Genomic DNA, 24,650 nt, shown 5'->3' on the forward strand with positions numbered 1-24,650 from the left:
TGGGTGCGGGGGGATGTGTAACCGCGCCGGATATTGCATGATAGGGGTTTCGAGAAGGAGCCTCATATGCAGATTACTATCCGTCATGCCGAACCCACCGATGCCCCCGCCTTGCGGGATCTCTACGCCCTGCCCAATGCTCAGGCGGGCACTCTGCACCTGCCCACGCCTCCCCTTAGCCAGTGGCAGAAGCGGTTGGAGAGCAGTGATGTAGTCGCCTTGGTGGCGGAGGTAGATGGGGGGCTGGTGGGCCAGATAGCATTGCATGTGGAGCCCAATCCCAGACGCAAGCATGTGGCAGGTATTGGCATGGGGGTGCGGGATGACTGGGCGGGCAAGGGGGTTGGCTCCGCACTGATGGCTGCGGCACTGGATCTGGCCGATAACTGGCTCAACCTGCACCGGATTGAACTGACGGTTTTCGTCGATAACGAAGCTGCGTTGGCGCTTTATCGCAAATTCGGCTTTGTGGAAGAGGGACGGGCCCGCGACTATGCCTTCCGGCAGGGGCGCTATGTGGATGTGTTCTATATGGCCAGGGTGCGCTCATGATCGACTATCGCGAGCGCCTGACTCCCGTGCTGCGGGCGCTCGAACAGGAGCCGGATCTCTCCATCGAGGAGCTGGCGAGCCGCGCCTGCCTCTCCCTCTATCATTTCCATCGGGTGTTCACCGCCGTGGTGGGGGAGGCGCCAGGGGAGATGTGCCGGCGGCTGCGGATGCAGCGGGCGGCCTGGCAGCTCTGCTACACCGACGCCAGCGTCACCGCCATCGCGCTGGGGGCTGGCCTGGCCAGCTCCCAGGCCTTTGCCAAGGCGTTTCGTCGTCACTATGGCTGCACCCCGGGAGCGTTTCGCCGTGACAAGAGCAAGAATGGACACCTGATGAGCAAGGATGGACACGCATTTGCGCAGCCGGATCCTTATGCTGAGGGTCACTCATCAGCAAGGAGCAACACCATGAAAACCATCGAGATGGACGCCCGTACTCTGGCCTATGTCCGGGTCACCGGCCCCTATGGCGAAGGGTATGACGCCGTCTGCAACCGCCTGCACCAGTGGGCCGCTACCCGCGGGCTCGAGCAGGGGGAGTGGATCTTCATCTACCACGACAACCCCGAGGTGACGCCACCGACCCAGTGCCGTACCGACATCGGCATCACAGTGCCGGTGGGGACCCAGGGGGCGGGGGAGGTGGAGACCCAGCTCATCCCAGCCGGGCGTTACGCCCAGTCCCGCTACCTCATCACGGATCGCAACCAGTACGGGCCGCGCTGGCAGGAGCACATAGGCGACATCGTTTCCGCCGGGCTGGCGTTCGGCGACGGCCCCTGTTTCGAGCTCTATCACAGCATGAGCAATGATCCCCTGCAGGATGACGTGAGCTTCTGCTCCAGCGTGCGATAAGCGCGTGGCAATGAAACGAGGCGCCCTTGGGCGCCTCGTTGTATTGGGGGGGGATGGCGCCATGCCTACATCAGGGCTGGCTGGACACCTTGTTTCGGCGGGACTTCCACCACCAGCGCAGCCGGATCTGGGAGATGAGCATGCCCGCCAGCATCAGGGCGCAACCAACGATGGCCCTCTCGTCCAGATGCTCTCCCAGCAGCAGTACCCCGCCGATGGCGGCGAACACCGTCTCCAGACTCAGGATGATGGCGGCGTGGGCCGGGTGGGCACCGCGCTGGCCGACCACCTGCAGGGTGTAGCCGATGCCGACCGAGACCAGACCCGCGTAGAGCAGGGCCTGCCAGCCCGCCATGGCGCCGCCGAGGGTCGGAGTTTCGATGACAAAGGCCGTGCCAAGACTGAGCAGGCCGCACACCACGAATTGCACTCCCGCGAGGCGAATGGGGGCGACCCGGTTCGAGTAGTGATCGAGCACCAGCAGGTGAATGGCCCAGAACAGGGCGCCGATCACCTGCAACAGATCGCCGTAGCCTATGGTGAACTCTTCGGTGACGCTGAGGTAGTAGAGGCCGGCCATGGCGATGAGGGCGCCTACCCAGGTGTTGGCCCCGGTCTTGTGGCGCAGTGCCAGGCCGATGACGGGCACCAGTATGATGTAGAGACCCGTGATGAAGCCCGCCTTGGCGGCCGTGGTGTAGAGCAGCCCCACCTGTTGCAGGGAGGCGGCGCTGAACAATACGCCCCCGGCGATCAGGCCGCCGACCAGCAGCAGGCGGCGATCACCGGATGGTGAGCCTGGTTGCGGCCTGGGCTGACGCGATTTGAGCCACCACAGCAGCGGCAGCAGGGAGAGGGCGCCGAGCAGGAAGCGCAGGCCGTTGAAGGTGAAAGGCCCCATGTGATCCATCCCCAGGCGCTGGGCGACGAAGCCCAGCCCCCAGATGGCGGCGGCCATCAATAACATCATGTTTGAACGCATACGGATTCATCCCTGAGAGAGCAGTCAAGGGAGCACTCTGGCCCCTGTCAGTACGATACCCGCCTGCGGGGGGCTTTGTCGCCGGTGATTTGTGATCCGGCGTGGTCCCTGGATGAGGGAGGGGCGTCGGTGCTCAGTCGCTTGCCAGCCTGGCGAGCAGGGGCAGCAGGGCGAGCAGCAGCAGGTTGCCCCGAAGGATCCAGATCACCCAGAACTGCTGCTGGATGGAGACGATGGGCGCGCGTCCCTGACGCAGAGAGCGGCGCCAGTGATGAAACAGCCGGCTGGGGTAGCCGAAGCTGAGGGTCATGGCGAAGAACAGCAGCAGCTTGGTGCGATAGCCGGGATTGGCCAGCAGGGCCGCCGGTTGCAGCGGGTGGGCGAGCACCATGAGCACGCCGGTGATGAAGATGAGCAGCAGCGCCAGCGCCGCCAGGCTGTCCGCCAGCAGCAGCTTGCGCACCTGTTCGATGGACATGCCACGCCGGAACAGAAAGTACTCCGAGGTGATGGCGCCGGTCAGGGTGATCACGGCGCAATAATGGAGCGCGGTCAGCAGTTCCGGGTTCAACATCCGAGCCTGTTCCTTCTCGTTGGCCACATGGCAAGCTTCCTTTTGGACGCCATCGGGCGGGGCTGATATTCTGACACTACACGACCTCAGGGGATAGCAGGAGTCAGGGTTGGATAAGCGAGCAGTCTCCAAAAAAACCTGGTCCCTGGTTGCCCGGATGCGTCTGGGCCTGCTGCTGCTATTCATCCCCGTGCTGATGCTGGGTGCCATCTACTACCTGCACATGGAGCGCAGCCTGCAACACGAGTTGCAACAGCGCCTGCTCGCCACCAACCACCAGTTGCGTCACGTCTTCATCGAACCCTATCTACACGAGATGGAGCGCGAGTTCACCCTCATCTACAACCAGGTGAAGGTGGAGGACATCAGCGGCCCCCGGCTGAACCATGCCGAAACCTACCTGAAGGAGTGGCAGCTCTACAAGGGGGTGATGGCAGACCTCATCTATATCTATGTCGGCACCGCCGAACGCCAGATGTTGATCTATCCCGAATGGCAGGCGGATGCCGGCTTCGATCCCCGGGAGCGCCCCTGGTATCAGTTGGCCAGCCAGCATGTGGGCAAGATGGTCTGGACCGAGCCCTATTACGACTACACCAACGGCAATCTGGTCATCGCTCTGGCGCGGGCACTGACCGACAAGGAGGGCAGGGTGCGCGGGGTGTTCGCGGTCGATGCCGTACTGGCCCCCTTCTCCGCCCAGCTGAACCGGCAATTGAACAGTGGTTACCAGATGATCGTCAATCAGTCCGGCAAGGTGCTGGCTCACCCCGATCCTTCCCAACTGCTCAAGTCCATGACCCACCCGAGCTGGCTCTCCCGTTTCAGTCGGGAGGATGGCATCTTCCTGGATCAGGATTCCCGGCAGTTTGTGGCCTACAGCCACTTGCCTGATCGGAACTGGGTGCTGATCAGCGTGCAGCCGGCGTCGAGCATCCAGGCCGTGGTGGCTCGGGCCTTGCTCAACGTGCTCGGGGTGGTGCTGCTGGCCAGCGTGCTCTACATGGTGTTGGCGCTGGTCTGGTCCCGTTACTTCAGGCGCATGCTGGACGAGATCTCCACCATGATCCGCGCCAGCCGAATGCAGCCTGACGAGGTGCCCCATGGGGGCATGCACGAACTCAGGCATGTCTATGCCGAGCTGGCGGAGGTGAGCAAGGATTACCACGAGGTGCGCCAGCAGGCGAACCTCGACAAGTTGACCGGCCTTTACAACCGTCGCTTTTTTGACGAGCGAGTCAATCGCCTGCTGCTTGAGCACCAGCCGTTCTGTCTGGCCATGATCGATCTGGATGATTTCAAGCGGGTCAACGATACCTATGGTCACCAGACCGGGGACGTAGTGCTCAAGCGGGTGGCCAACCTTGGCGCCAAGCTGCTGGAGGATCACGGCTGGGTCTGCCGCTATGGTGGCGAGGAGCTGGTGGTGTTGCTGGCCAACCCGGATATTCACTTCTGTCAGATGCTGCTGGAGCAGTACAGGATTGGGGTCGCGTCGCTGGACTGGCGCGAGCCCGGCCTCGGGATCACCTTCAGCGGTGGTCTGGTGGCGAGCGCCCCCGGCCTGGATGCCAAGGAATTGCTCGATATCGTCGATGCCGAGGTGTATCGCGCCAAACGGGATGGCAAGAACCGCATCTATCTGGGGGGAATCGCTCCCTCGGCACAGAACGAGGTGCCGCCGGAAGACGATGGGGTACTGAGCAAAGAAGAGGCCTGAGGGCCTCTTCTTCATTCAGCAGTTCAAGGGAGCCGCTGCCATGTCCACAGGGGCCAGCCCAGCTCAGAGGCGCACTGGCGCAGCGCGGGGGCCGGATTGACCGCATGGGGATGGCTCACCGCCCGCAGCAGGGGCAGATCGTTGTGGGAGTCGCTGTAACCAAAGCTCCCCTGCCAGAGGTGTTCCTTTCCGGCAAAGAGCTGGTTGATGCGGGCCACCTTGCCCTCGCGAAAACTCAGGGTGCCGCGGGTCTGGCCGGTCAACATTCCCTCCTCCTCATCGAGCAGTATGGCCACGCAGTGATCCATCCCCAGCATCTGCGCCATGGGGGCCACCAGATGCTCGCCGGAGGCGGAGATGAGCACCAGCTCGTCGCCCCGCTCCCGATGCCATTCGATACGCGCCAGTCCCTCGGGGTAGAGCCGTTCACGCAGCACCTGCTCGGCAAAGTGGTGGCACTGCTGGCTGAGCCACTGGCGCGACTTGCCCGCCAGCGGCTGCAGGGTGAAAGCCATGTACTGGTGCATGTCCATCTTGCCCTGATGGTAGAGGGACATCATCCCCTGCTCTTCGGCCACCATGCCCGCCGGGGCCAGCTCCTGGGCCACCATGTACTCCAGCCAGAGGCTGGCGGAATCCCCCGCGATCAGGGTCTCGTCCAGATCAAACAGTGCCAGTGCCATGAGCGCTCCTCGCAGTGAAAATGGAAATGAAATGCGGCGTCATGCTACCTCACAGAGTTGATCCCGAGCCACCGCCAGGGTCACGGCACTGCCGGTGGCCAGCAGATCACTGGCAGAGCGGTTGAGGCAATCCACCGTCAACAGCCCCGCCTCGCACTCCACCTGATAGCGGATCACGTTGCCGAGCAACTGCTGCTGACGAATGATGCCGGGCAGGCTGGGTTCGCTGCTGGTCGCCCCGGCGGGCAGCAGGGTGATGGACTCCGGCCGCAGCGCCAGCTTGCCCTGAAAACGGGGGCCGAACAGGGACTTGCCCTGCTCTGCGCCAAGCAGGTTGTAGTTGCCGATAAAGCCCGCCACGAACTCGCTGGCGGGACGGGTGTAGATCTGCTCCGGCGTGCCGCTCTGGACGATGGATCCCTTGTTCATCAGGAAGATCCGATCCGACAGGGTGAGCGCCTCCTCCTGATCGTGGGTCACGAAGATGGTGGTGAGTTCAAGGCGCTGCTGGATCTCGCGGATCTGCTGGCGCAGGCTGCGGCGGATGCGGGCATCCAGCGCCGAGAGCGGCTCGTCCAGCAGCAGGATCCGTGGCCGCACCACCAGGGCGCGCGCCAGCGCCACCCGCTGGCGCTGGCCGCCAGAGAGCTCGCCCGGATAGCGGCGCTCGAAGCCGGTCAGCTCCACCAGCTCCAGCGCCTCTTTCACGCTGGCCGCCAGCTCGCGCCCCGGCTGGGGCTTCATCTTGAGGCCGAAGGCGACGTTGTCCCACACCGTCATGTTGGGGAAGAGCGCATAGCTCTGGAACACCATGCCGATGCCCCGCTTCTGGGGCGCCTGCCAGGTAATGTCCTCACCGGCCACCCGCACCTGACCGCCATCCACCGGAGTGAGCCCGGCCAGCGCCCGCAGCAGGGTCGACTTGCCGCAGCCGGAGGGGCCGAGCAGGGTCACCAGCTCCCCCTTGCGGATGCCGAATTCGATCCCCTCGAACACAGGAGTATCGCCGTAGGATTTGTGCAACTGATTGACTTCTAAATGAAACATCTTGGATCACCGATGAAATCTGTTGGCCGCCCAGGTGAGCAGCAGGGTCAGCAGGAAATAGCTCATCACCAGCGCACTGGTGAAGTGGCCCGAGGTGGCGCGCATGTTGTAGAGGTAGACCTGCAGTGTCTCGTAACGGGTGCCCACCAGCATGTTGGCAAACACGAACTCGCCGAGCAGGAAGGAGAGGGAGAGAAACAGCGCCGCCAGCAATCCCTTGCGCAGGCAGGGGATCACCACCAGCAGAAAGGCGCGCCGACTACTTGCCCCCAGAAGGTGGGCGGCATCCATCAGATCCTTGAGCGGCACGCCCTGCAAACTGTTGGCCAGCGCCCGGTACATAAAGGGGAGCACCACTGTGAACCAGGTGCCGATCAGGATCCACGGCGTACCGATAATCGGCAGCGGGCCATCGGCGTAGATCTGCAGCAGCCCTACCGACGAGACCACAGGCGGCACCGCGAAGGGGAGCAGGATCAGCAGGTTCATCCAGGGATCCAGCTTGGGGAAGTAGTAGGCCACCACCAGCACGGTCGGCACCAGCACCAGAGTCCCCAGCAGCAGGGTGGCGAAACAGACCAGCAGGCTGCGGCCAAACGCCGCCAGAAAGCGCGGATCACCCCACAGTTTGAGATACCAGTCGAGGGTGAAGCCGTCCGGCAGCAGGGTCGCCCCCCAGCGGGTGGAGATGGAGTAGAGAAAAGTGGCCAGCAGCGGCAGCAGCAGGGTGGCGACCAGCCCCCCCAGCACCCACTTGGGCCAGCGCGGCGTCAAATCATGCATGGGATTGCCCCTTGTTCACATAGCTCTTTTTCAGCAGCCACTGGTTGGCGGCCGTCACCACCCCCAGCAGCACCATCAGGATCACCGCCAGCGCCGCCGCCATATTGGGCTCGAGGAAGATGTCGCCAGAGACCAGACTGGCCACCCGGATGGTCACCAGATTGAAGTTGCCGGTAGTGAGGGCGTAGGCGGAGGCATAGGCCCCCACCGCATTGGCAAACAGGATGATCAGGGTGCCGAGCAGGGCAGGGGTGAGCACCGGCAGCGCCACGTGCCACACATACTGCCCCTTGCTCGCCCCGAGCAGTGCGGCGGCCTGCGGCCACTCATCCTGCAGCGCATCGAACGCCGGATAGAGCAGCAGCAGAGCGAGCGGGATCTGGAAGTAGGTGTAGATGAGGATAAGGCCCGAACCCGAGTAGAGGTTGAATCCGTCGATCAGCCCCCAGGATTTCAGCAGCAGGGTAACGGCACCGTTGATACCGAGCACGATGATGAAGGCGAACGCCAGCGGCACCCCGCTGAAGTTGCCGGTCATGGTGACAAAGGCCAGCAGCACCCGTTTGACCCGCTCGCCACTGTGGCGCAGCGCGGCGGCCCCGAGGGTGCCGATGGCAAGCCCCGCCAGACTGGCGATACCGGCGATACGCAACGAGTTGCCGAAGGATTGCATGTAGAAGGGGGAGCTTAAAATCTCCCGGTAGTAGTCGATGCCCCAGCCATCCGGGGTCTGAAAGCTGCCCACCAGCACCCACACCATGGGGGCAAGCTGGAACAGGATCATCAAGAGGATAAACGGCAGCAGCACCAGGGCTGGCAGCCAGTGGCGGCGCACCTTGTGCTTGGTTGCCACGGGTTGATCCACGAGGATCTCGGTGGTTGCAGGCATCATCAGTGCACCTCGCGCATAAAGGCGGCCTTGAGCAGCGGGGGAGCCACCGGCTTGTCGTGGGGGATGCCCAGCAGATCGGCCATCAGGGCGCATAGCTGGGTCTGGGCGATCGCCACCCCATCCGGCCAGCGCTCGATAAAGGCATCGCCAAACAGCCAGAGCGGCACGGTGCGCTCTTCAGGCAGGGTGCCACCGTGGCTCAGGTCATTGTTCATGCCGTGATCCGAGGTGATCACCACCTGATACCCCTCTGCCAGCCACTGGGGCAGCAGATCGGCCAGCAGGCTGTCCATCCGGCGCGCCTGATTGCGGTACTGGCGTGAATCGAGGCCAAATTTATGGCCAGCATCGTCCACCCCCATCGGGTGGATCAGCAGAAAGTCGGGGTCGTACTGGCTGCGCAGCCACTCGCCATCCATCAGCAGATGGCTGTCGGGATAGGCGTCATCCCAGTAGAAACAGCCGTGCTGGATCGGCAGCTGCTCGTCATGGGTATAGCGATCCCGGGCCGCCAGCCAAGGGCTCTGGTTGTAGAGTTCGCTCACCCAGTAGTAGGCCGCCGCTGCGGTGCGCTTCCCCGCGGCACGGGCCAGATGGAAGATGGCGTCATGCTGGCTGAGGCGATTCACCCCGTTGTGGGTGATGCCGCTCACCACCGGCGACACGCCGGTCAGGATGCACTCGTAGAGGGGTCGGGAGAGAGAGGGCAGGGCAGCATTCAGGGTCGTATGCAGGCCCCGCCCCGCCTCCACCATGCCACCGAGGTAGCCCATGGTGTGGGCTACCTCGGCTGCCAGACCATCCACAAGTACCACTATCACCTTGTGTTGCACTGGATTCCCTTACTGCATGTTGATCATGACGGTTTCTTGCCACTGGCGCGGCAGGGCTTTGGAGCTCTGCTCCCAGGCAGCATGGTCGCTGACCGGCTTGGCATTGGCATACTGCTCGGCTGGCAGCAGCTTGGCCTTGACGTCATCCGGCAGGGTCACGTTGCTGCGGATGGGGCGGGCGTAGCCACGGGCCAGGTTGATCTGACCGGCATCGGAGAGGATGTATTCACGGGCCAGCTTGGCGGCGTTGGGATTCTTGGCCCACTTGTTGATGATGGTGGTGTAACCGGCGATGACGGAGCCGTCGCTCGGGATCACCACATCAAACTTCTTGGGGTCGATCTGGTCGCGGTAGTTGAGGGCGTTGAAGTCCCACAGCACCCCCACTTCCACCTCGCCCTTCTCGATGTTGGCGATGGTGGGGTCGTTCAGCGACAGACGGCCCTGCTTGGCCAGCTGACCGAACAGCTCCAGCGCAGGTTTCAGATTCTTCTCGCTGCCGCCGGTGGCATAGGCCGCCGCCAGCACGCCGTTGTTGGCCTGGGAAGCGACGCCCACGTCACCCAGGGTCACCTTGTAGTCACCGCCCAGCAGGGATTGCCAGCTGGTGGGGGCGGCCTTGACCAGATCCTTGTTGATCAGGAAGGCGATGGTGCCGGTATAGGCCAGCATCCAGTGACCGTCAGCATCCTTGGCCCAGTTCGGAATATCGGCCCAGGTGGAGGGTTTGTAGGGCTGGGTGACACCCTGCTTGACCGCCACCGGACCGAAGGCGCCGCCCACGTCACCGATGTCGGCGGTGGCATTGGCTTTCTCGGCGGCGAACTTGGCGATCTCCTGCGCCGAGCTCATGTCGGTATCCTGATGCTTGATGCCGTAGATGCTGCCCAGCTGCTGCCAGGTATCCTTCCAGTTGGCCCAGCTGTCGGGCATGCCGATACTGCTGAGTTGCCCCTCGCCGCGGGCGGCCTTTTCGAGATCCGCGATATTGTCGGCGGCAAACAGTGGTTGGCTGATGGCCACCAGGGCCAGTGCACTTGCGATCACGCTTTTCATCATCCCATCCCTCTGGACTAGGTCAGTTAAGGTTCGAGAGGGATGCTAGAGGGGAAATATGACGGTGGCGGGGCGCTTTGATGGCGTTTTCGTGACAATAGTCCTGTCATGGCGCTGTCATCCACAGCGGTTACAACTCGGGACCGACAGCCGCTGGTCTACTCCAGGGGGCGCACACCGGAATGACCGACAGGGACGTGATAGTGACAGAGCGATTGAGTGAACAGGGGCTGACCGATGGCCGCAGCCCCTCCAAGTGCGAACAGATTTGCCGGACCCTGCGCCGCTATATTGGCAGCGGCCAGCTGGGGGCCGGGCAGCAGTTGCCCGCCGAACGGGCGCTGAGCGAGCGCTTCGCCACCACCCGCATCACCATCAAGGAGGCGCTCTCCAGCCTCGAGGCGGATGGTCTTATCTACCGGGCCGAGCGGCGCGGCTGGTTCGTGGCGCCGCCCCGCCTCACCTACGATCCCGCCATCCACACCCACTTTCACCAGTGGATCGGTGAGCAGCAGCGCGTGGCCGAAACCCGGGTGCTGGCCCACGGCAGCGCGCTTGCCAGCAGCGAGCTGTGCAGCCGGATGGGGCTGGAACCCTTCACTCCACTTTATGAAATCCGCCGCCAGCGACTGATCGACGGCCGCCCCGTGCTGCACGTCAGTCACCACCTGCTGGCCAGCCGCTTTCCCGATATCGCCAGCGCACCGCTGGCCAGCTCCCTCACCGAGCTCTATCAGCAGCGCTATGGCATAGGCCAGGGTGGGGCGAGCCTCGAGATCACCCCCTCGGCGGCTCGCGGAGAGATAGCCCGGGCCCTCAATCTGGCGGAGGGGAGTGCCGTGCTAAGACTGGTGCGGGTCAACTACGACGAGCGGGGGGCGCTGGTGGATTGCGATATCGAACACTGGCGGCAGGATGCGATCCGTATCTGTCTGGATACGCGCGTCTTGCAGCCGCTCTCAGGCACACTGCAGCAAACCCGGCTCGTTGACTAGGGAATATCCAGAGCACTGACGGGCACTGCATCCGAAGGCGGCAAGAGGGCCTGAATGGCCGATGTAAGGCTAACGACCGAGCCAGCGAAAACGGACGGATCCCGCAGGATCCGCCGGGATCAGTTGTCGATATTGGGGATAAGGTCGTCGAAGCTCTGGTAGCCGCAGTCCGCCAGTTGCAGCGACATGGTGTAGGTCTTGCTGCCCTCCCGCTGGCCGATGGCGGGGCGGTTGAGTTTGAGCTCCTGATGCCAGTACTCCTTCATGCGATCGATCAGGGCCATGGCTTCGCTCTCGTCCAGGTGGAGCTGGCACAGCGCCATGTAGTTGTTCGACTTGTGCATGTTCTCCACCAGATAGTCCCCCAGCACCGACATGGCCTGGCGTGCCTGCTGGCGGGCGAAGCGACTGTGCTGTTCGAAGCTGATGCGCTCGCTGATGAGGAAGTGGTAGCTGTTGTCGATGCCGAGCTGCAATATGCCGAGCTTCTCCAGCTTGCGCAGATAGAGGTAGCAGGATGCGTCGGTCAGGCCGTATTCGCGCTTGAGATCGATGAGGGTCTTGTCGCGCCAGAAGATGTTGGCGAGGAAGGCGTAGAGGCCGGGCTCCTTGTGAAACGCCTCGTCCTGCTCCTGGGTGAAGACGGCGCGGCGGCTCTGGGCATCCTGGGTGCGATCCAGCAGCTCCTCGAACGAGAGGCCCACCAGATGGCAGATCTCCAGCAGGGTGTCGAAGGGCAGGGAGGGTTTGTTCATCATCCGCTTCACGGTGGCGATGGAGACCCCCATGGCTTCCGCCAGGGTCTGATAGCGGATCCCCTTGTCGGTCAGGGTCTTCTTCAGGGTGTCGAGAATGTGGTTGGCCAGGGTCTGGCTGTAGGTCATGCAACTATTCCTTTATCTGCATTTTTAGTCGTGTCAAAAAGTGAGTGATTTATCTGTATTGGGCTCAGTTTTTGACACCTAGAAAAACCAGAGGAGAGTAACCCGGTTATAACGGCTGAAATGGCCTGACCAGTTGTGGTGCAAGGTGGCAGATAATGACACTCGGTGGTGCATATCCTTCAACCTTCCAACATTTTGCTGGTGATGCATATTACATCGCACATAATCCAACACGAATCGGATTCAATACCTTCCTGGTTGAGAAAACGATTGTTTGCTTCCAATTTAAGGGTTTTTTTTAACCGCAAGGTTTTATTCTTTCCTGGCATTGAGCGGAACTCGCAAGAGGTCCGCTTTTTTTCTTTTCTCCGAATTTGAGCCCGCCGTCAAGGAAGGGGCGCATTTTTTGGCACCTCCTGCGCCGCCTTCCCTGGAAGCTATTCCCCCTTGCAGGGGAACAGCTTGGGGATCTCCCGCACCAGCCAGCTCTTGGCCTTGCCCATGGTATCTCGCCGCCACGCCAGCACGACCTGCACCTGATGGCGATACTCGGGGCCGATCACCTTGAGTCGCCCCGCCTTGATGTCCTCTTCTATCCAGCTCAGGGGCATGGTGCCGACCCCGATGCCCGCCAGCAGGGCATCGCGCTTCTCCCCCATGGTGCTGACGGTCAGGCGCGGCTGCTTGTCCAGCAGACGATAGGTGAGGGCGGGCTTGCGCCGCGCCGTGTCGGCGATGGCGATGGCGCGGTAGCGGCGCAGGGTCTCGTCCGCCAGGGGCTCGGGCTCCCCGTGCAGGGGGTGATCCGGGTGGGCGACGTAGAGCATCACCTCCTCCTGCAAGGACTGGTGCTTGATGCCGGTCAGGGTGATGTCGGGATTGAGGGAGGAGATAAGCAGGTCGGCGCGGCCATCTTCCAGACACTCCCAACTGCCCGCCAGCACCTCGGCCCGCAGCCGCAGCCGGGTATCCGTCAATTCGGCCAGCCGCTCCACCAGGGGGTAGAGCGCCTGCAGCGGCACCAGGGCATCGACGGCGATGGTGATGTCGGTCTCCCAGCCCCGGGCCAGCGCCCGGGTCTCTCCCACCAGATGCTCGGCGGCCTCCAGCAGCAGACGACCCTGCTCCAGCAGCATGCGCCCGGCGGGGGTAAATTTGGTTCTGTGGCCGCTGCGATCAAACAGCATGGCGTCCAGCTCGTCTTCCAGCTTCTGCACCGTGTAGCTCAGCGCCGAGGGCACCTTGCCCAGCTCGTCGGCCGCCGCCGCGAAGCTGCCACGACGGTCTATGGCGTCCAGCACCCTGATCGCCTCCAGGGTCAGCGCCCGCTCCTTGTTCGATTCCTTGGCCATATCTAACCTTCAATTTTTTTGAACATGTTTGCCAGATTATCTCGCTAACAACTTAGGGCAAGTGACTTTAATATTCAATCAACGCTTAGGCAGGAAGGCCAAGCGGCCAAATAAAAGGTAGTTCCAGGCTGAGACATCACAAAAACGATGTCTGCTGTAGGTGAAAGAACAACACACTATTTGAATAACCTCTTGCATGGATGCATTGATTCGGGCCAGACCGGCCTTGGCAATGACATAAAAACCAAGAGAGTGAATGAACATGAAAAACGTAATCAAGATGCTGGCCGTTGCAGGCCTGATGACCGCAGGTTTCGCCCAGGCTGCCGTACCGGCCGATATCAATGCCGCTCCGGGCGTGCTGTTCGTGAACTGGAACGCGACTGCCGCCATGGCTGGCAAGGCCAACCCCATGCTGGAGGTGCGCGATGAGTCTGGCGATCTGCTGGCCTCCGTTCACGCCAACCTGATGGGCACCCAGCAGGTACAGATCCCGAGCCGCACCCAGGGCAACCTGACGGTCAGCCTGGGCAACGAGAGCAGCAGCTACCGCATCCCGTTCGGTCTGGGTGACGGTCGCCAGCGCTAATCAACCGTTTAAAGGTATTGGAGGAGCACACCATGATGAAATTGAGAGCCGCAGCAGAACGGGGCCATGCCAACTTCGGCTGGCTGGATGCACGCCACAGCTTCTCGTTCGGTCACTACTATGACCCGGACTGGATGGGGCACTCCGTCTTGCGGGTCATCAACCAGGATCTGGTGTCGCCGGGTGGCGGCTTCGCTACCCACCCTCATGCCAACATGGAGATCCTCACCTGCGTGCTGAGCGGCACCATAGAGCACAGGGACAGCCTCGGCCATGCCGAGCAGATCCCGGCGGGGGATTTCCAGCTGATGAGCGCAGGGTCCGGCATCCGGCACAGCGAGTACAACCCCTCGCAGACCGAGCCCCTCTCCCTGTTGCAGATCTGGATAGAGCCGAACGAAGTCGGCACTACCCCGGGTTATCAGCAGAAGAAGATAGCCACCCAGCCCGGGCTGACGCTGGTCGCGTCACCGGATGGGGAGGATGGATCCTTCAGGATCCGCCAGCAGGCCCGCATCTGGCGGCTGCAACTTGCCGCAGGGGAAACCCTCGAATGGGCATTGCAAGGGCGTCATGGTTACCTGCATATGATTTCAGGGGAGCTGACTGGCAACGGTCTGGCTGCCCGACCCGGCGACGGCCTGCTCAGTCGCGATGAGGCGTCCTGGACGCTCACCGCCGCCGAGGGGAGTGAAGCCCTGTTGTTTGACTTGCCCTGATAGATAAATCACGGCGAAATGAATGAGTTAACAATTAGCTCTTACACTGTTATTACCAAGATGGGTAATCAAAGGAATCTGACGATGGACAAGATGAAAGATGTGGCACTGCTGGCGGGTCGTGTTCTGCTGGCGCTGATGTTCGTGATGGCAGGCTGGGGCAAGATCGGCGGTTACGCTGGTACCCAGGGTTACATGGAAGCCATGGGCGTGCCCGGGTTCATGCTGCCCCTGGTGATCCTGCTGGAGCTGGGTGGCGGTCTCGCCATCGTGCTGGGTCTCTTTACCCGCAGCCTCTCTGTGCTGCTGGCCGGTTTCACCCTGATGGCCGCCTTCATCTTCCACTATCAGCCTGCCGAACAGATGCAGATGCTGATGTTCATGAAGAATCTCTCGGTGGCCGGTGGTTTCCTGGCGCTGGCGGCAGCCGGTCCTGGTGCCTTCAGCCTGGATGCCCGCCTCGGCAAGTGCTGGTAATACCCTGATAGTTCAAGTTTTCCAACGCCTTTTGGCCGGTGCAGCAGCACCGGCTTTTTTATGCCCGCCAGGGGGCGAATGCCGGTACTGTGACGAGGCCCGCCTAGCGGCGGCAAGCGCCTTTTGCATCTTATCCCCCGATCCCCGACAATCCCATTTCGTGTGAAGTGACGGAAATGGTTCGTCTTTTCCGGCGCACACCCCTCTTCATGAAATTGGCGGGAGTCGTCCATGTTTACCCTCTACCACTCCAATCAGCTGGATCTGCTCAAGGAGCTGCTGGTGAGCCGCATCAGGCAGGCACCCCTCTCTCACCCCTTCGATCGGGAGCAGGTCCTGGTGCAGAGTCCTGGCATGGCCCAGTGGCTCAAGCTGGAGCTGGCCAAGGCCTTCGGCATCGCCGCCAATATCGACTTTCCGCTGCCCGCCAGCTTTATCTGGGAGATGTTCACCCGGGTGCTGGCGGACGTGCCCCGCCAGAGCCCCTACAACAAGGGATCCATGAGCTGGCAGCTGATGACCATATTGCCTGCTCTGCTCGGCAGGCCCGCCTTCGTGCCGCTCGCCGCCTATCTGGGCGGGGATGAGCAGGATCCTGCCCAGGATCCCGAGCAAGTTCGGTTGTGGCAGCTCTGCCAGAAGGTAGCGGATCTGTTTGACCAGTATCTGGTCTACCGGCCGGACTGGATCGCCCGCTGGGAAGAGGGGGAAGGATTGAGCCAGGAGCTGGCCGGGGTGAGCGGTCAGGATTGGCAGCCGGAGCTGTGGCGCGAGCTGGTGGCCCGCACCCTGGCGCTCTCCCCGAGCGGTTACCACCGCGCCAACCTCTACGAGGAGTTTATCCACGAGCTGGCGCGTACCACCGATCTACCGGGCAAGCTGCCACAGCGGGTCTTCGTGTTTGGCATCTCGGCGCTGCCGCCCCGCTATGTGGAGGCGCTGCTGGCCCTCGGCAGCCGGCCTGAGGTGGAGGTGCACCTGTTTGTCACCAACCCTTGCCGCTACTACTGGGGGGATTTGCTCGATCGCAAGACCCTGGCTCGGCTGGAGAACAAGCTCAAACCCGGCACCGATCTTGAAACTCTGCAGGGCCCCGCCAACCCGCTGCTCGCCTCCATGGGCAAGCTGGGGCGCGACTACCTGCACCAGCTGATGGAGCTGGAGGTGCCGCAAATCGAGGCCTTCGTCGACATCGACGAGGTGGATGAGCAGGGCAATGTCAGCCTGCTGCGCGCCGTCCAGAAGGATGTGCTGGAACTGGCCGAACGAGGCGCGGGGCAATTTGATCTCGACAGCAGCCATCACAAGAGCCCGATCGATCCGGCGGATGGATCCTTGCAGATCCACGCCTGCCACGGCCCGATGCGCGAACTCGAGGTGCTGCACGACCGGCTGCTGGCGTTGTTCGAGCAGGACACCTCCCTCACCCCGAAAGATGTGGTGGTGATGATGCCGGACGTGAACAGCTACGGCCCCTACATTCAGGCCGTCTTTGGTAAAGAAAAGAATGGGGCGCGGGGGCAGATCCCCTTCGCGGTCTCGGATCGGGCGGCGAGTCAGGAGAGCCCGCTGCTGCAAAGCTTCCTCGCCCTGCTCAGGCTGCCCAACGCCCGCTTGGGGGCGGGGGAGCTGCTCGCCATTCTCGAGGTGCCCGCCGTGCTACGCCGCTTCGAGCTGGATGACGACGAATTCAACCAGCTGCGGGTCTGGGTGCAGGAGACCGGCATCCGCTGGGGGCTGGACGACGGCTACCCCGAACGCTTCGATCTGCCGCGCCTCTCTGGCAACAGCTGGCTGTTCGGCCTGCGCCGCATGCTGCTCGGCTTTGCCATGGGGGATGGCGAGCCGGTGGCGGGCATCCTGCCCTATGCAGATATCGAGGGTCAGCAGGGTCTGGCGCTTGGCAAGCTCGCCTGGTTTGTCGATTCGCTGGCTGAATTCCTGCCCCGCCTGCAACAGGCCCAGCCGCTGGCCGAGTGGCACGCCTGCCTGCTGGCGCTGCTGGAGCGCTTCTATCTGGCCGACGAGGATGAAGAGCGTCAGCTCCAGCTTATTCGCAGCCAGCTGGCCGAGTGGCAGACCCGGCTTGGCGAAGCCCGCTTCGAGCAGCCCATCACCGCCGACTTGTTGCAGGATTACCTCGGCAGCGTGCTGGGGGAGTCCCGCTCCAGCCAGCGCTTCCTCGCCGGTCAGGTCAACTTCTGCACCCTGATGCCGATGCGCTCCATCCCCTTCAAGCAGGTCTGCCTGCTTGGCATGAACGACGGCGTCTACCCGCGCACCTTGGCTCCCATGGGGTTCGATCTGATGGCGGTGGCGTCGCGGCGCGGGGATCGCTCCCGTCGCGATGATGACCGCTACCTCTTCCTCGAGGCGCTCTTGAGTGCCCAGCAGGGGCTCTATATCAGCTATCAGGGCTTCAGCGCGCAGGACAACAGCGACAAGGTGCCCTCCGTGCTGCTGGCGGAACTGATCGACTATGTGCGGCAGGGCTTCGTGCTGGCGGGGGATGAGGATCTGGACGACGAAACCTCCGGCAAGCGGCTGCTCAACCACCTGATGGTGGCGCATCCGCTCACCCCCTACAGCCGCAACTACTTCTACCCGGAGGCGGGTTCGCGCCTCTTTACCTATGCCGCCGACTGGCTGCCCGCCCTCAATCCGGTGCGCGGCGCGGCCAACTTCCAGAGCGGCGAGCTGCCCTTACCTCCCGAATGGGGCAAGGAGCAGGGGCTGGAGCTGGCGGAGCTGCTGCGCTTCTATCGCCAGCCCACCAAATATTTCCTCAACCGTCGCCTCAAGGTGTGGTTTGAACTCAACGAAGCCAACATCGAGGACAGCGAGCCGTTCGAGCTGGATGGTCTGCAACATTATCAGCTGAAAGATCTGCTACTCGGTGCTCACTTGGCTGAGGGTGATAGTGCGGCGCGGCGCGAGCGGTTACAGCTCACCGGCCTGTTGCCGCAAGGGTGGTTCGGCAGCCTGCTGCTGGATGATCTGGATGCCGAGATGGGCAAGCTGGCGGATCGGTTGCGGCCATGGGTTGCTGCCAATGAGTCAGAAAAGCAGGCGGTGGAGATCGATATCTCCCTCACTCAGGGCCAGCTGCAAGGGTGGATCGACACCCAGAAGGGGCGCTTGCTGGTGGTCAAACCCGGCAGCTTCAACGGCAAGGATCTGCTGCTGGGCTGGATCCAGCACCTCTGCCTCTCATTGAGCTGCGCCCCCGGCGACACCCTGCTGTTCGATGCCAAACAGAGTCTGCGCCTGCCTGTACTCGCTGCCGACGAGGCGCGCCCCAAGCTGGCGGCGCTGGTGGCGCTCTGGGCGCAGGGGATGAAGCGGCCGCTGCCGTTTTTCCCCAACACCGCCTGGGATTGGCTCAAGACGATCGAGAAGGATCCCGACAAGCCGGAGGCGGCCGACAAGGCGGCACTCACCCGTTTCAACGGCGGCTGGATGATCAATGGGGAGGGGCAGGACGTTTACGTCGCCCGCTGCTTCCCCGAACTCGATGACGAGGTGCTGGGGCAGTTGCAGGCGCTGGCTCGCGAACACCTGACCCCGCTGCTCAAGACCCTGGAGGAGCTGAAATAATGGCTAACCCGCTCAATACCCTGCGTTTTCCCCTCCATGGTGAACGACTGATCGAAGCCTCCGCCGGTACCGGCAAGACCTACACCATCGCCGGCCTCTACCTGCGCCTGCTGCTGGGCCACGGCCCGCTCATTGAAGAGGGGGCCGATGCCGGTCAGCCGAGCGCCCACGAACGGCCACTCTCTGTGACCGAGATCCTGGTGGTGACCTTTACCGAAGCGGCCACCGCCGAGCTGCGCGGGCGGATCCGCGGTCGCATCCACGAGGCGCGCCTCGCCTTTATGCGCGGTCACAGCAGTGACACCCTGCTGGCCCAGTTGCTGGAAGAGGTGGAGGATCACGAGCTGGCGGCCCGTCGCCTGCTGGCCGCCGAGCGGCAGATGGACGAGGCGGCTGTCTTTACCATCCACGGCTTCTGCCAGCGGATGCTCAAGCAGAACGCCTTCGAGTCGGGCGCCCTCTTTGAAACCGAATTTTTGACCGACGACAGCCAGCTTCGGCTGCAGGCGGTGAGCGACTACTGGCGCGCCGAGTTCTATCCGGTGGATAAAACCCTGGCGAGCTCGGTGCGCGCGCTCTGGCCTAGCCCCGCCGCCCTGCTGCGGGAGATGAACGGCTGGCTCGACAATAGCGAGCTGGAGATACACCCGGCCTTGGGGGATGAGACCCTCGCCGCCCGCCATCAGGCTGCCATGGCCCGCATCGGGGCTGTGAAAGATGCCTGGCTGGCGCAAGGGGACGAGATCCGCCGCCAGACCGAGGGGCAAATCAAGCTCTATACCGGCAAGAACTACGAAGGCTGGCTCGCCAAGATCGGGGACTGGGCGCAGGATCCGACCAGCGGTTATACCCTGCCCAAGGATCTCGAGCGCTTCGGCCAGGAAACATTGGAGGCCAAGCTGAGCAAGGGGAAGGCGTTACCAACCCTGCCGCTGTTCAGCGAAATCGATGCGCTGCTGGCGAGCCGTCCCGGTATTCGCGACCTTATCCTGCAACGGGCGGCCAGGGTGGTGCGCAGCCGGATGCAGGCCAGCAAGCGGCAGGCCCATCAGCTCTCGTTCGATGACCTGCTCAAGGATCTCGACGGGGCGCTTGGTTCGGGCCTTGGCGAACGGCTGTGTGAGCGCATTCGCGCCACCTATCGGGTGGCCATGATCGACGAATTTCAGGATACAGACCCCCAGCAGTACCGCATCTTCCATCGGCTTTACGGCGGCCACACAGACACGGCGCTGCTGATGATCGGTGACCCCAAGCAGGCCATCTACGGCTTTCGCGGCGCCGACATCTTTACCTACATTCAGGCGCGGCGAAATGTGAGCGCCCACTACACCCTCGGGCGCAACTGGCGCTCCAGCAGTGCGCTGGTGGGGGCGGTCAACGGCCTGTTCGAGCGGGCGAAAGATCCCTTTATCTACGAGGCGGATATCCCCTTCCTGCCGGTGGAGGCGCAGGGCAAGAGCAAGGCGCTGCTGCTGGGTGGCGCCACCGCGCCCGTGCTCCACTGCTGGCAGCTGACCGGCCAGCCCACCTTCAATCGGGGGGATTACCAGAGCAAGATGGCCCGCGCCACCGCCGCCGAGATCCACCGCCTGCTGACCCTGGCCCGCGAGGGCAAGGCATTGATCGGTGACAAGGCGGTGAAGGCCGGGGATATCGCCGTGCTGGTGCGCACCGGCGCCGAGGGCAAGCTGGTGCAGCAGGAGCTGGCGCGCCTCGCCATCGCCTCCGTCTATCTGTCGAACCGCGAGAGCGTGCTGGAGCAGGTGGAGGCGCGGGAGATTTTGCTGATCCTGCACGCCTGCCAGAACCCGAGCGAAGAGCGCAGCCTGCGGGCGGCGCTGGCGACCGGGCTGTTTGATCTCGACGCCAAGGCGCTCGATGGGCTGGCCAGCGACGAGCGGGCGTGGGAGAGCGCAGTGCAGGAGTTTATGGAGTACCGCAAGATCTGGCATCGCCGCGGCGTGCTGGCGATGCTGCGGGCCCTGCTGCACCGGCGCAATCTCGCCTCCTCCCTGCTGGCGAGCCCCTATGGCGAGCGGCGGCTGACCAACTTCCTCCATCTTGGCGAACTGCTGCAACAGGTGAGCAGCGAGCTGGATGGGGAATATGCCCTGCTGCGCTGGCTGGGGGAGGCGGTGAGCCGCCCCAACGGCCAGGATGCGGAGCAGGTACTGCGCCTCGAATCCGAGCGCAAGCTGGTGCAGATCGTCACCATCCACAAATCCAAGGGGCTGGAGTACCCGCTGGTGTTCCTGCCCTTTATCTGCAGCCACAGAACCGCCGAGACCCCGCTCTATCACGAGGCGGATGAGGCGGGCAATCGCACCATTCTCGATCTGACCGGCGCCGAGGGTTCCTTGGCGGAGGCCGACCGCGAGCGCCTTGCCGAAGACTTGCGGCTGCTCTATGTGGCGCTGACCCGGGGCGTCTACGCCACCTGGCTGGGACTGGCGCCGGTGCGGGCTGGGGCGGGCAAGTCGGAGAAGACCGACCTGCACCACACCGCCATCGGCTACCTGCTGCAAAAGGGCGAAGAGGGGGATGCGCAGACGCTGGCGACCGCCCTGACGGAGCTGTCACAGGCGCTGCCCGGGGTGGCCGTCGGTGAGCCCTCGCTCACCCGTCCGGCCCCGCTGCAGCCAGAGGAGGAGCAGCTGGGCGAGCCGCTGGTGCGCCACTTTAGCGGCTCCCTTGAGCGGGACTGGTGGATCAGCTCCTACTCCGGGCTGGCGGCGCAGGGTCACGGTCACAGCAAGGGGGTCTTGGCCAACCCCGGCTTCGATGATGAGGTGGTGACCGAGGCGGCTGCATTGGCTTCCGAGCAACCGGAAGAGGCGCCCCAGCCCTCCATCTTCACCTTCCCGAAAGGGGCGCGCCCCGGCACCCTGCTGCACAGTCTGTTTGAGACCATCGACTTTCAGAGCGCCGCGGGCGAGCCGCTGGCAGAACATATCGCCACCCTGTTGGCGCAGGATGGTTTTGACGAGAGCTGGGCACCAGTGCTGCAACAGCAGGTGGAGGCGGTGCTCGATACCCCGCTGGAAACAGGCTTTGGTGATCCGGTGCGGCTACGGGACTTGAGTGCCGAGCGCAAGCAGGTGGAGCTGGAGTTCTTCCTGCCCATGGGGCGGGTGACGGCACCGGCGCTGACCGCGCTCTGCCAGCAGCACGACCCGCTGTCGCGGGGCAACAAGCCGCTGAGCTTTGCCACCGTACAGGGGATGCTCAAGGGCTTTATCGATCTGGTGTTCGAGTGGCAGGGGTGCTGGTATCTGCTCGACTACAAATCGAACCACCTCGGCATGAGCCCGGCCGATTACAGCCGTCCGGCGCTGGATCGGGCGATGGCGGAGCACCGCTACGACCTGCAATACCAGCTCTACTCGCTGGCGCTGCACCGGCTGCTCACCCTGCGCCTGCCGGGCTACGACTTCGAGCAGCACTTTGGCGGCGTTTTCTATCTGTTCCTGCGCGGCATGCCGCAGGGGGGCATTTTCCATACCCGCCCGAGCCGTGAACTGGTGCTGGGGCTGGATGAGTTGTTTAGAAACGGTGATCGCTCTGGCAGTGTTTCATCAGCAGAATTAAACGAGGTAGAGGCATGAGCGGCACCATGATCAGCACTGCGACCAGCGCAATGATGGTTGAACGGTTAAAAGCACTGGCGCTGGCTGGGCGTATCCGCCAGCTGGATCTGCAATTTGCCAGGCTGGTGGCCGATCTTGGCGGCAGCCCCGAGCTGGTGCTGGGAGCTGCACTCGCCTGCTTCGAGCTGGGGCGCGGCCATGTCTGTTTGCCACTTGAGATGCTCATCGCTGGATCCCTGCGCCCGTTCGGGCTGGATCCCCAGCAGAGCCGGGATCTGCTGGGGGATCTGGCGGATCCTGACCGCTGGCCCGCCCTATTTGCGGCAAGTTCGCTGGTTGGCACCGAGCAGGATGAGGGGCTCACCCCGCGCTGGCCGCTGCGGCTGTGGCACGGGCGGCTCTACCTTACCCGCTACCACGATTTTGAACTGGGGGTGGCCCGCCATCTGCGCGCCCTGAGTGAACGCGCCGAATGGCCTGAGATTGCCCCAGCCCTGTCGCGACTGTTTGCCCGCGACTACGGGCTGGTGTTCGGGGCGCTGCTCAAGGCCCGCCTCGCCCCCGACTTCTCGGCCCGACACTTTACCCTGAAGTATCTCGATCTGGTGTTCCCGAGCGAGGTGGATTGGCCCGCCATCGAGGCGCTGCTGGCCAGCGCTCAGGCGGCGAGCGACTTGAGCAAGCTGGATACGCTGGTGCCCGAGGCGCTCTGCTGCAACGGCCAGAAGCTGGCAGCGGCCACCGCGGCGGCGCGCCCCTTTGCGGTGATCTCCGGTGGCCCCGGTACCGGCAAGACCACCACGGTCGCCAAACTGCTCGCCATTCTGGTGGAGACCGGCCTGCAAGCAGACAAGGCCCCGGCGATCCGGCTGGTGGCCCCCACCGGCAAGGCGGCGGCGCGCCTGACCGAGAGTATCGGCTCTGCCCTGCAGGCCCTCGATCTACCCCCCGAGTGGGTCGAGGCGATCCCCACCGAGGCGGGCACCTTGCACCGGCTGCTCGGGGTTATCCCGGGGCGCAGCCAGTTCCGCCACCACGCGGGCAACCCGTTGCACCTCGACTTGCTGGTGGTGGATGAGGCCTCCATGGTCGATTTGCCGATGATGGCACGCCTGCTCGATGCGCTGCCAAGCCACGCCCGCCTGATCCTGCTTGGCGACAAGGATCAGCTCGCCTCGGTGGAGGCGGGTGCCGTGCTCGGCGATATCTGCAGCTTTATCGAACAGGGCATCAGCCCGGCGCAGGCGGACTGGCTCTCCCGCCAGACCGGCTACCGCTTGCAGGGCACGCCCGCAGGCGCCCCGGTACGTGACAGCCTCTGTCTGCTGGCCAAGAGCTGGCGCTTTGATCAGCACTCCGGCATCGGTCAGCTGGCGCGGGCCTGCAACAGCGGCGATGCCACGGCGGTGGAATCAGTCTGGGGCATGGGCTTTGCCGATATCAGCCTGCACCCCTGGGCGGGGGAGGCTTACGACGCCCTGATTGCCCAGGGGGTGGCCGGTTACGGCAGCTATCTGAAGGCGGCCCGCGCAGGGGAAGCGCCTGCCGCCGTGTTCAAGGCATTCAACAGCTTCCAGATCCTCAGCGCTTTGCGCGACGGCCCGTTCGGGGTGCTGGGGCTTAACGAGCGGCTCGAACTGGCCCTGTCACGGGCTGGCCTCATTGCCCGCGACGGCGACTGGTATGCCGGTCGCCCGGTGATGGTGGTGCGCAACGACCACGGGGTTGGCCTCTACAACGGCGATATGGGGCTCTGTCTGCCCGATGAAACCGGCCGGCTCAAGGTCTGGTTTGAGCAGCCGGATGGCACCCTGCGGGCGCTGTTGCCCAGCCGGCTGCCGCCCCACGAAACGGTCTATGCCATGACCATCCACAAATCCCAGGGCTCGGAGTTTGCCCATACCGTGCTGGTGCTGCCCGACAGCTCCAGCCCGCTGTTGACCCGCGAGCTGGTCTATACCGGCATCACCCGCGCCAAGGCGCGCCTCGATCTCTACGGCGATCGCGCCCTGCTGGCACAGGCCGTGCGGAAAAAGACCGAGCGTTATTCCGGACTGGCGGAGAGGTTGGGGGAGTGATTGATGGCGGCGGTGAAGGGATTGGCCGCCGTCAACGTATAATTTTTTAGGAATGAAATATTATTTTTCATTTATTTCATTAATAAGGCGTCCCCAAAGAGGCTTTAATTGCTTTCTGATCGCATTAGAGCCCATTATATTCGCCGCCTTATGGCCATAGGTGATGAAATTTCTCTTGCTCAAATGCGAGTAACGCTCATAAATTTTCTTTTTAAATAGTGGTGTTTTAGCTACGCCATCTTTTTCTTCAATGAGGTTGGCTTTTTGGTGTGTCTTTTTAGCTAACCTTACCCCAGCTTTCATTCTGCCTGAAAACCTAGGGAAGGTGCGAATAAGCGGGGAAATTCTTCTCGGCTGACTCAGTCATTTCATTTTTTCAGTTTGAGCCGATCT

At 63.1% G+C, this 24,650-nt stretch carries 21 protein-coding genes; 10 read left to right on the plus strand and 11 right to left on the minus strand.

The window, feature by feature from the left end; translation table 11 throughout:
* Positions 1-66: 66 nt before the first annotated feature.
* Both PG898_RS18495 and PG898_RS18500 read left to right on the plus strand, forming a co-directional pair.
* Positions 67-552, plus strand: a complete 486-nt coding sequence (locus PG898_RS18495) for a GNAT family N-acetyltransferase (protein ID WP_270824808.1) — start codon at positions 67-69, stop codon at positions 550-552.
* Positions 549-1,406 carry an AraC family transcriptional regulator gene (locus tag PG898_RS18500; RefSeq protein ID WP_161506812.1) on the plus strand — a complete coding sequence of 286 codons (858 nt, stop codon included), beginning with the start codon at positions 549-551 and terminating at the stop codon, positions 1,404-1,406. Before PG898_RS18495 ends, PG898_RS18500 begins: the two co-directional genes overlap by 4 nt.
* Before the next feature lie 70 nt (positions 1,407-1,476).
* Here PG898_RS18500 and PG898_RS18505 read toward each other — a convergent pair whose 3' ends face one another.
* Together PG898_RS18505 and PG898_RS18510 are read right to left on the minus strand one after the other, a co-directional pair.
* The gene (locus PG898_RS18505; RefSeq protein ID WP_218410196.1) at positions 1,477-2,388 is read right to left on the minus strand and encodes a DMT family transporter; all 912 of its coding nucleotides are present in this window, start codon (positions 2,386-2,388) and stop codon (positions 1,477-1,479) included.
* Between the two features lie 133 nt (positions 2,389-2,521).
* Positions 2,522-2,962 carry a DUF2214 family protein gene (locus PG898_RS18510; RefSeq protein ID WP_161506813.1) on the minus strand — a complete coding sequence of 147 codons (441 nt, stop codon included), beginning with the start codon at positions 2,960-2,962 and terminating at the stop codon, positions 2,522-2,524.
* Between the two features lie 109 nt (positions 2,963-3,071).
* Here PG898_RS18510 and PG898_RS18515 point away from each other — a divergent pair, with 109 nt between their 5' ends.
* Positions 3,072-4,682: a sensor domain-containing diguanylate cyclase gene (locus PG898_RS18515; RefSeq protein WP_270824807.1), complete on the plus strand. Its 1,611-nt coding sequence runs from the start codon at positions 3,072-3,074 to the stop codon at positions 4,680-4,682.
* A gap of 23 nt (positions 4,683-4,705) precedes the next feature.
* Here PG898_RS18515 and PG898_RS18520 read toward each other — a convergent pair whose 3' ends face one another.
* The 6 genes from PG898_RS18520 to PG898_RS18545 are packed head-to-tail and all read right to left on the minus strand — an operon-like array spanning position 4,706 to position 9,976.
* A complete protein-coding gene (locus PG898_RS18520; RefSeq protein ID WP_270824806.1) occupies positions 4,706-5,365 on the minus strand; it encodes an HAD family hydrolase in 660 nt (219 codons plus the stop codon).
* A 39-nt stretch (positions 5,366-5,404) separates the two neighbouring features.
* On the minus strand, positions 5,405-6,412 hold the full coding sequence (locus PG898_RS18525; RefSeq protein WP_270824803.1) for an ABC transporter ATP-binding protein: 1,008 nt from the start codon (positions 6,410-6,412) through the stop codon (positions 5,405-5,407).
* 6 nt (positions 6,413-6,418) lie between these two features.
* A complete protein-coding gene (locus PG898_RS18530) occupies positions 6,419-7,195 on the minus strand; it encodes an ABC transporter permease (RefSeq protein ID WP_042655595.1) in 777 nt (258 codons plus the stop codon).
* Positions 7,188-8,087 (minus strand): ABC transporter permease, encoded by a 900-nt coding sequence (locus PG898_RS18535; protein ID WP_270824802.1) that lies wholly within the window; start codon positions 8,085-8,087, stop codon positions 7,188-7,190. The genes PG898_RS18530 and PG898_RS18535 overlap by 8 nt, the downstream gene beginning before the upstream one ends.
* Positions 8,087-8,920, minus strand: coding sequence for an alkaline phosphatase family protein (locus PG898_RS18540; protein ID WP_270824801.1), 834 nt, complete (start codon positions 8,918-8,920; stop codon positions 8,087-8,089). Before PG898_RS18540 ends, PG898_RS18535 begins: the two co-directional genes overlap by 1 nt.
* 9 nt (positions 8,921-8,929) lie before the next feature.
* On the minus strand, positions 8,930-9,976 hold the full coding sequence (locus PG898_RS18545) for an ABC transporter substrate-binding protein (protein ID WP_270824800.1): 1,047 nt from the start codon (positions 9,974-9,976) through the stop codon (positions 8,930-8,932).
* 182 nt (positions 9,977-10,158) lie between these two features.
* Here PG898_RS18545 and PG898_RS18550 point away from each other — a divergent pair, with 182 nt between their 5' ends.
* Positions 10,159-10,971: a UTRA domain-containing protein gene (locus tag PG898_RS18550; protein WP_270824799.1), complete on the plus strand. Its 813-nt coding sequence runs from the start codon at positions 10,159-10,161 to the stop codon at positions 10,969-10,971.
* A 119-nt stretch (positions 10,972-11,090) separates the two neighbouring features.
* On the opposite strand, the gene PG898_RS18555 is transcribed toward PG898_RS18550, so the two are convergent.
* Both PG898_RS18555 and PG898_RS18560 read right to left on the minus strand, forming a co-directional pair.
* Positions 11,091-11,855 (minus strand): helix-turn-helix domain-containing protein, encoded by a 765-nt coding sequence (locus PG898_RS18555; protein ID WP_005330085.1) that lies wholly within the window; start codon positions 11,853-11,855, stop codon positions 11,091-11,093.
* 437 nt (positions 11,856-12,292) lie between these two features.
* Positions 12,293-13,207 carry a LysR family transcriptional regulator gene (locus PG898_RS18560; protein ID WP_042648071.1) on the minus strand — a complete coding sequence of 305 codons (915 nt, stop codon included), beginning with the start codon at positions 13,205-13,207 and terminating at the stop codon, positions 12,293-12,295.
* A gap of 256 nt (positions 13,208-13,463) precedes the next feature.
* Here PG898_RS18560 and PG898_RS18565 point away from each other — a divergent pair, with 256 nt between their 5' ends.
* The 6 genes from PG898_RS18565 (at position 13,464) to recD (ending at position 24,257) form a co-directional block, all read left to right on the plus strand.
* Positions 13,464-13,796, plus strand: a complete 333-nt coding sequence (locus tag PG898_RS18565; RefSeq protein WP_005330089.1) for a hypothetical protein — start codon at positions 13,464-13,466, stop codon at positions 13,794-13,796.
* A 32-nt stretch (positions 13,797-13,828) separates the two neighbouring features.
* Complete coding sequence (locus PG898_RS18570) at positions 13,829-14,515, plus strand: pirin family protein (protein ID WP_270824798.1); 687 nt, start codon at positions 13,829-13,831, stop codon at positions 14,513-14,515.
* Between the two features lie 84 nt (positions 14,516-14,599).
* Positions 14,600-14,992 (plus strand): DoxX family protein, encoded by a 393-nt coding sequence (locus tag PG898_RS18575; protein ID WP_005330093.1) that lies wholly within the window; start codon positions 14,600-14,602, stop codon positions 14,990-14,992.
* Positions 14,993-15,223: 231 nt separating this feature from the next.
* Positions 15,224-18,589: an exodeoxyribonuclease V subunit gamma gene (recC, locus tag PG898_RS18580; protein WP_270824797.1), complete on the plus strand. Its 3,366-nt coding sequence runs from the start codon at positions 15,224-15,226 to the stop codon at positions 18,587-18,589.
* The gene (recB, locus tag PG898_RS18585; protein ID WP_270824796.1) at positions 18,589-22,197 is read left to right on the plus strand and encodes an exodeoxyribonuclease V subunit beta; all 3,609 of its coding nucleotides are present in this window, start codon (positions 18,589-18,591) and stop codon (positions 22,195-22,197) included. Before recC ends, recB begins: the two co-directional genes overlap by 1 nt.
* Entirely contained in the window at positions 22,194-24,257 is a 2,064-nt protein-coding gene (recD, locus tag PG898_RS18590) for an exodeoxyribonuclease V subunit alpha (protein ID WP_270824795.1), read from the plus strand. The genes recB and recD overlap by 4 nt, the downstream gene beginning before the upstream one ends.
* A gap of 60 nt (positions 24,258-24,317) precedes the next feature.
* Here recD and PG898_RS18595 read toward each other — a convergent pair whose 3' ends face one another.
* Positions 24,318-24,560, minus strand: coding sequence for a hypothetical protein (locus PG898_RS18595; protein WP_182786792.1), 243 nt, complete (start codon positions 24,558-24,560; stop codon positions 24,318-24,320).
* Between the last annotated feature and the right edge of the window lie 90 nt (positions 24,561-24,650).

The sequence above is a fragment of the Aeromonas sp. QDB31 genome, assembly GCF_027707605.1.
In the GTDB taxonomy this organism is placed as follows: Bacteria; Pseudomonadota; Gammaproteobacteria; order Enterobacterales; family Aeromonadaceae; genus Aeromonas; species Aeromonas media.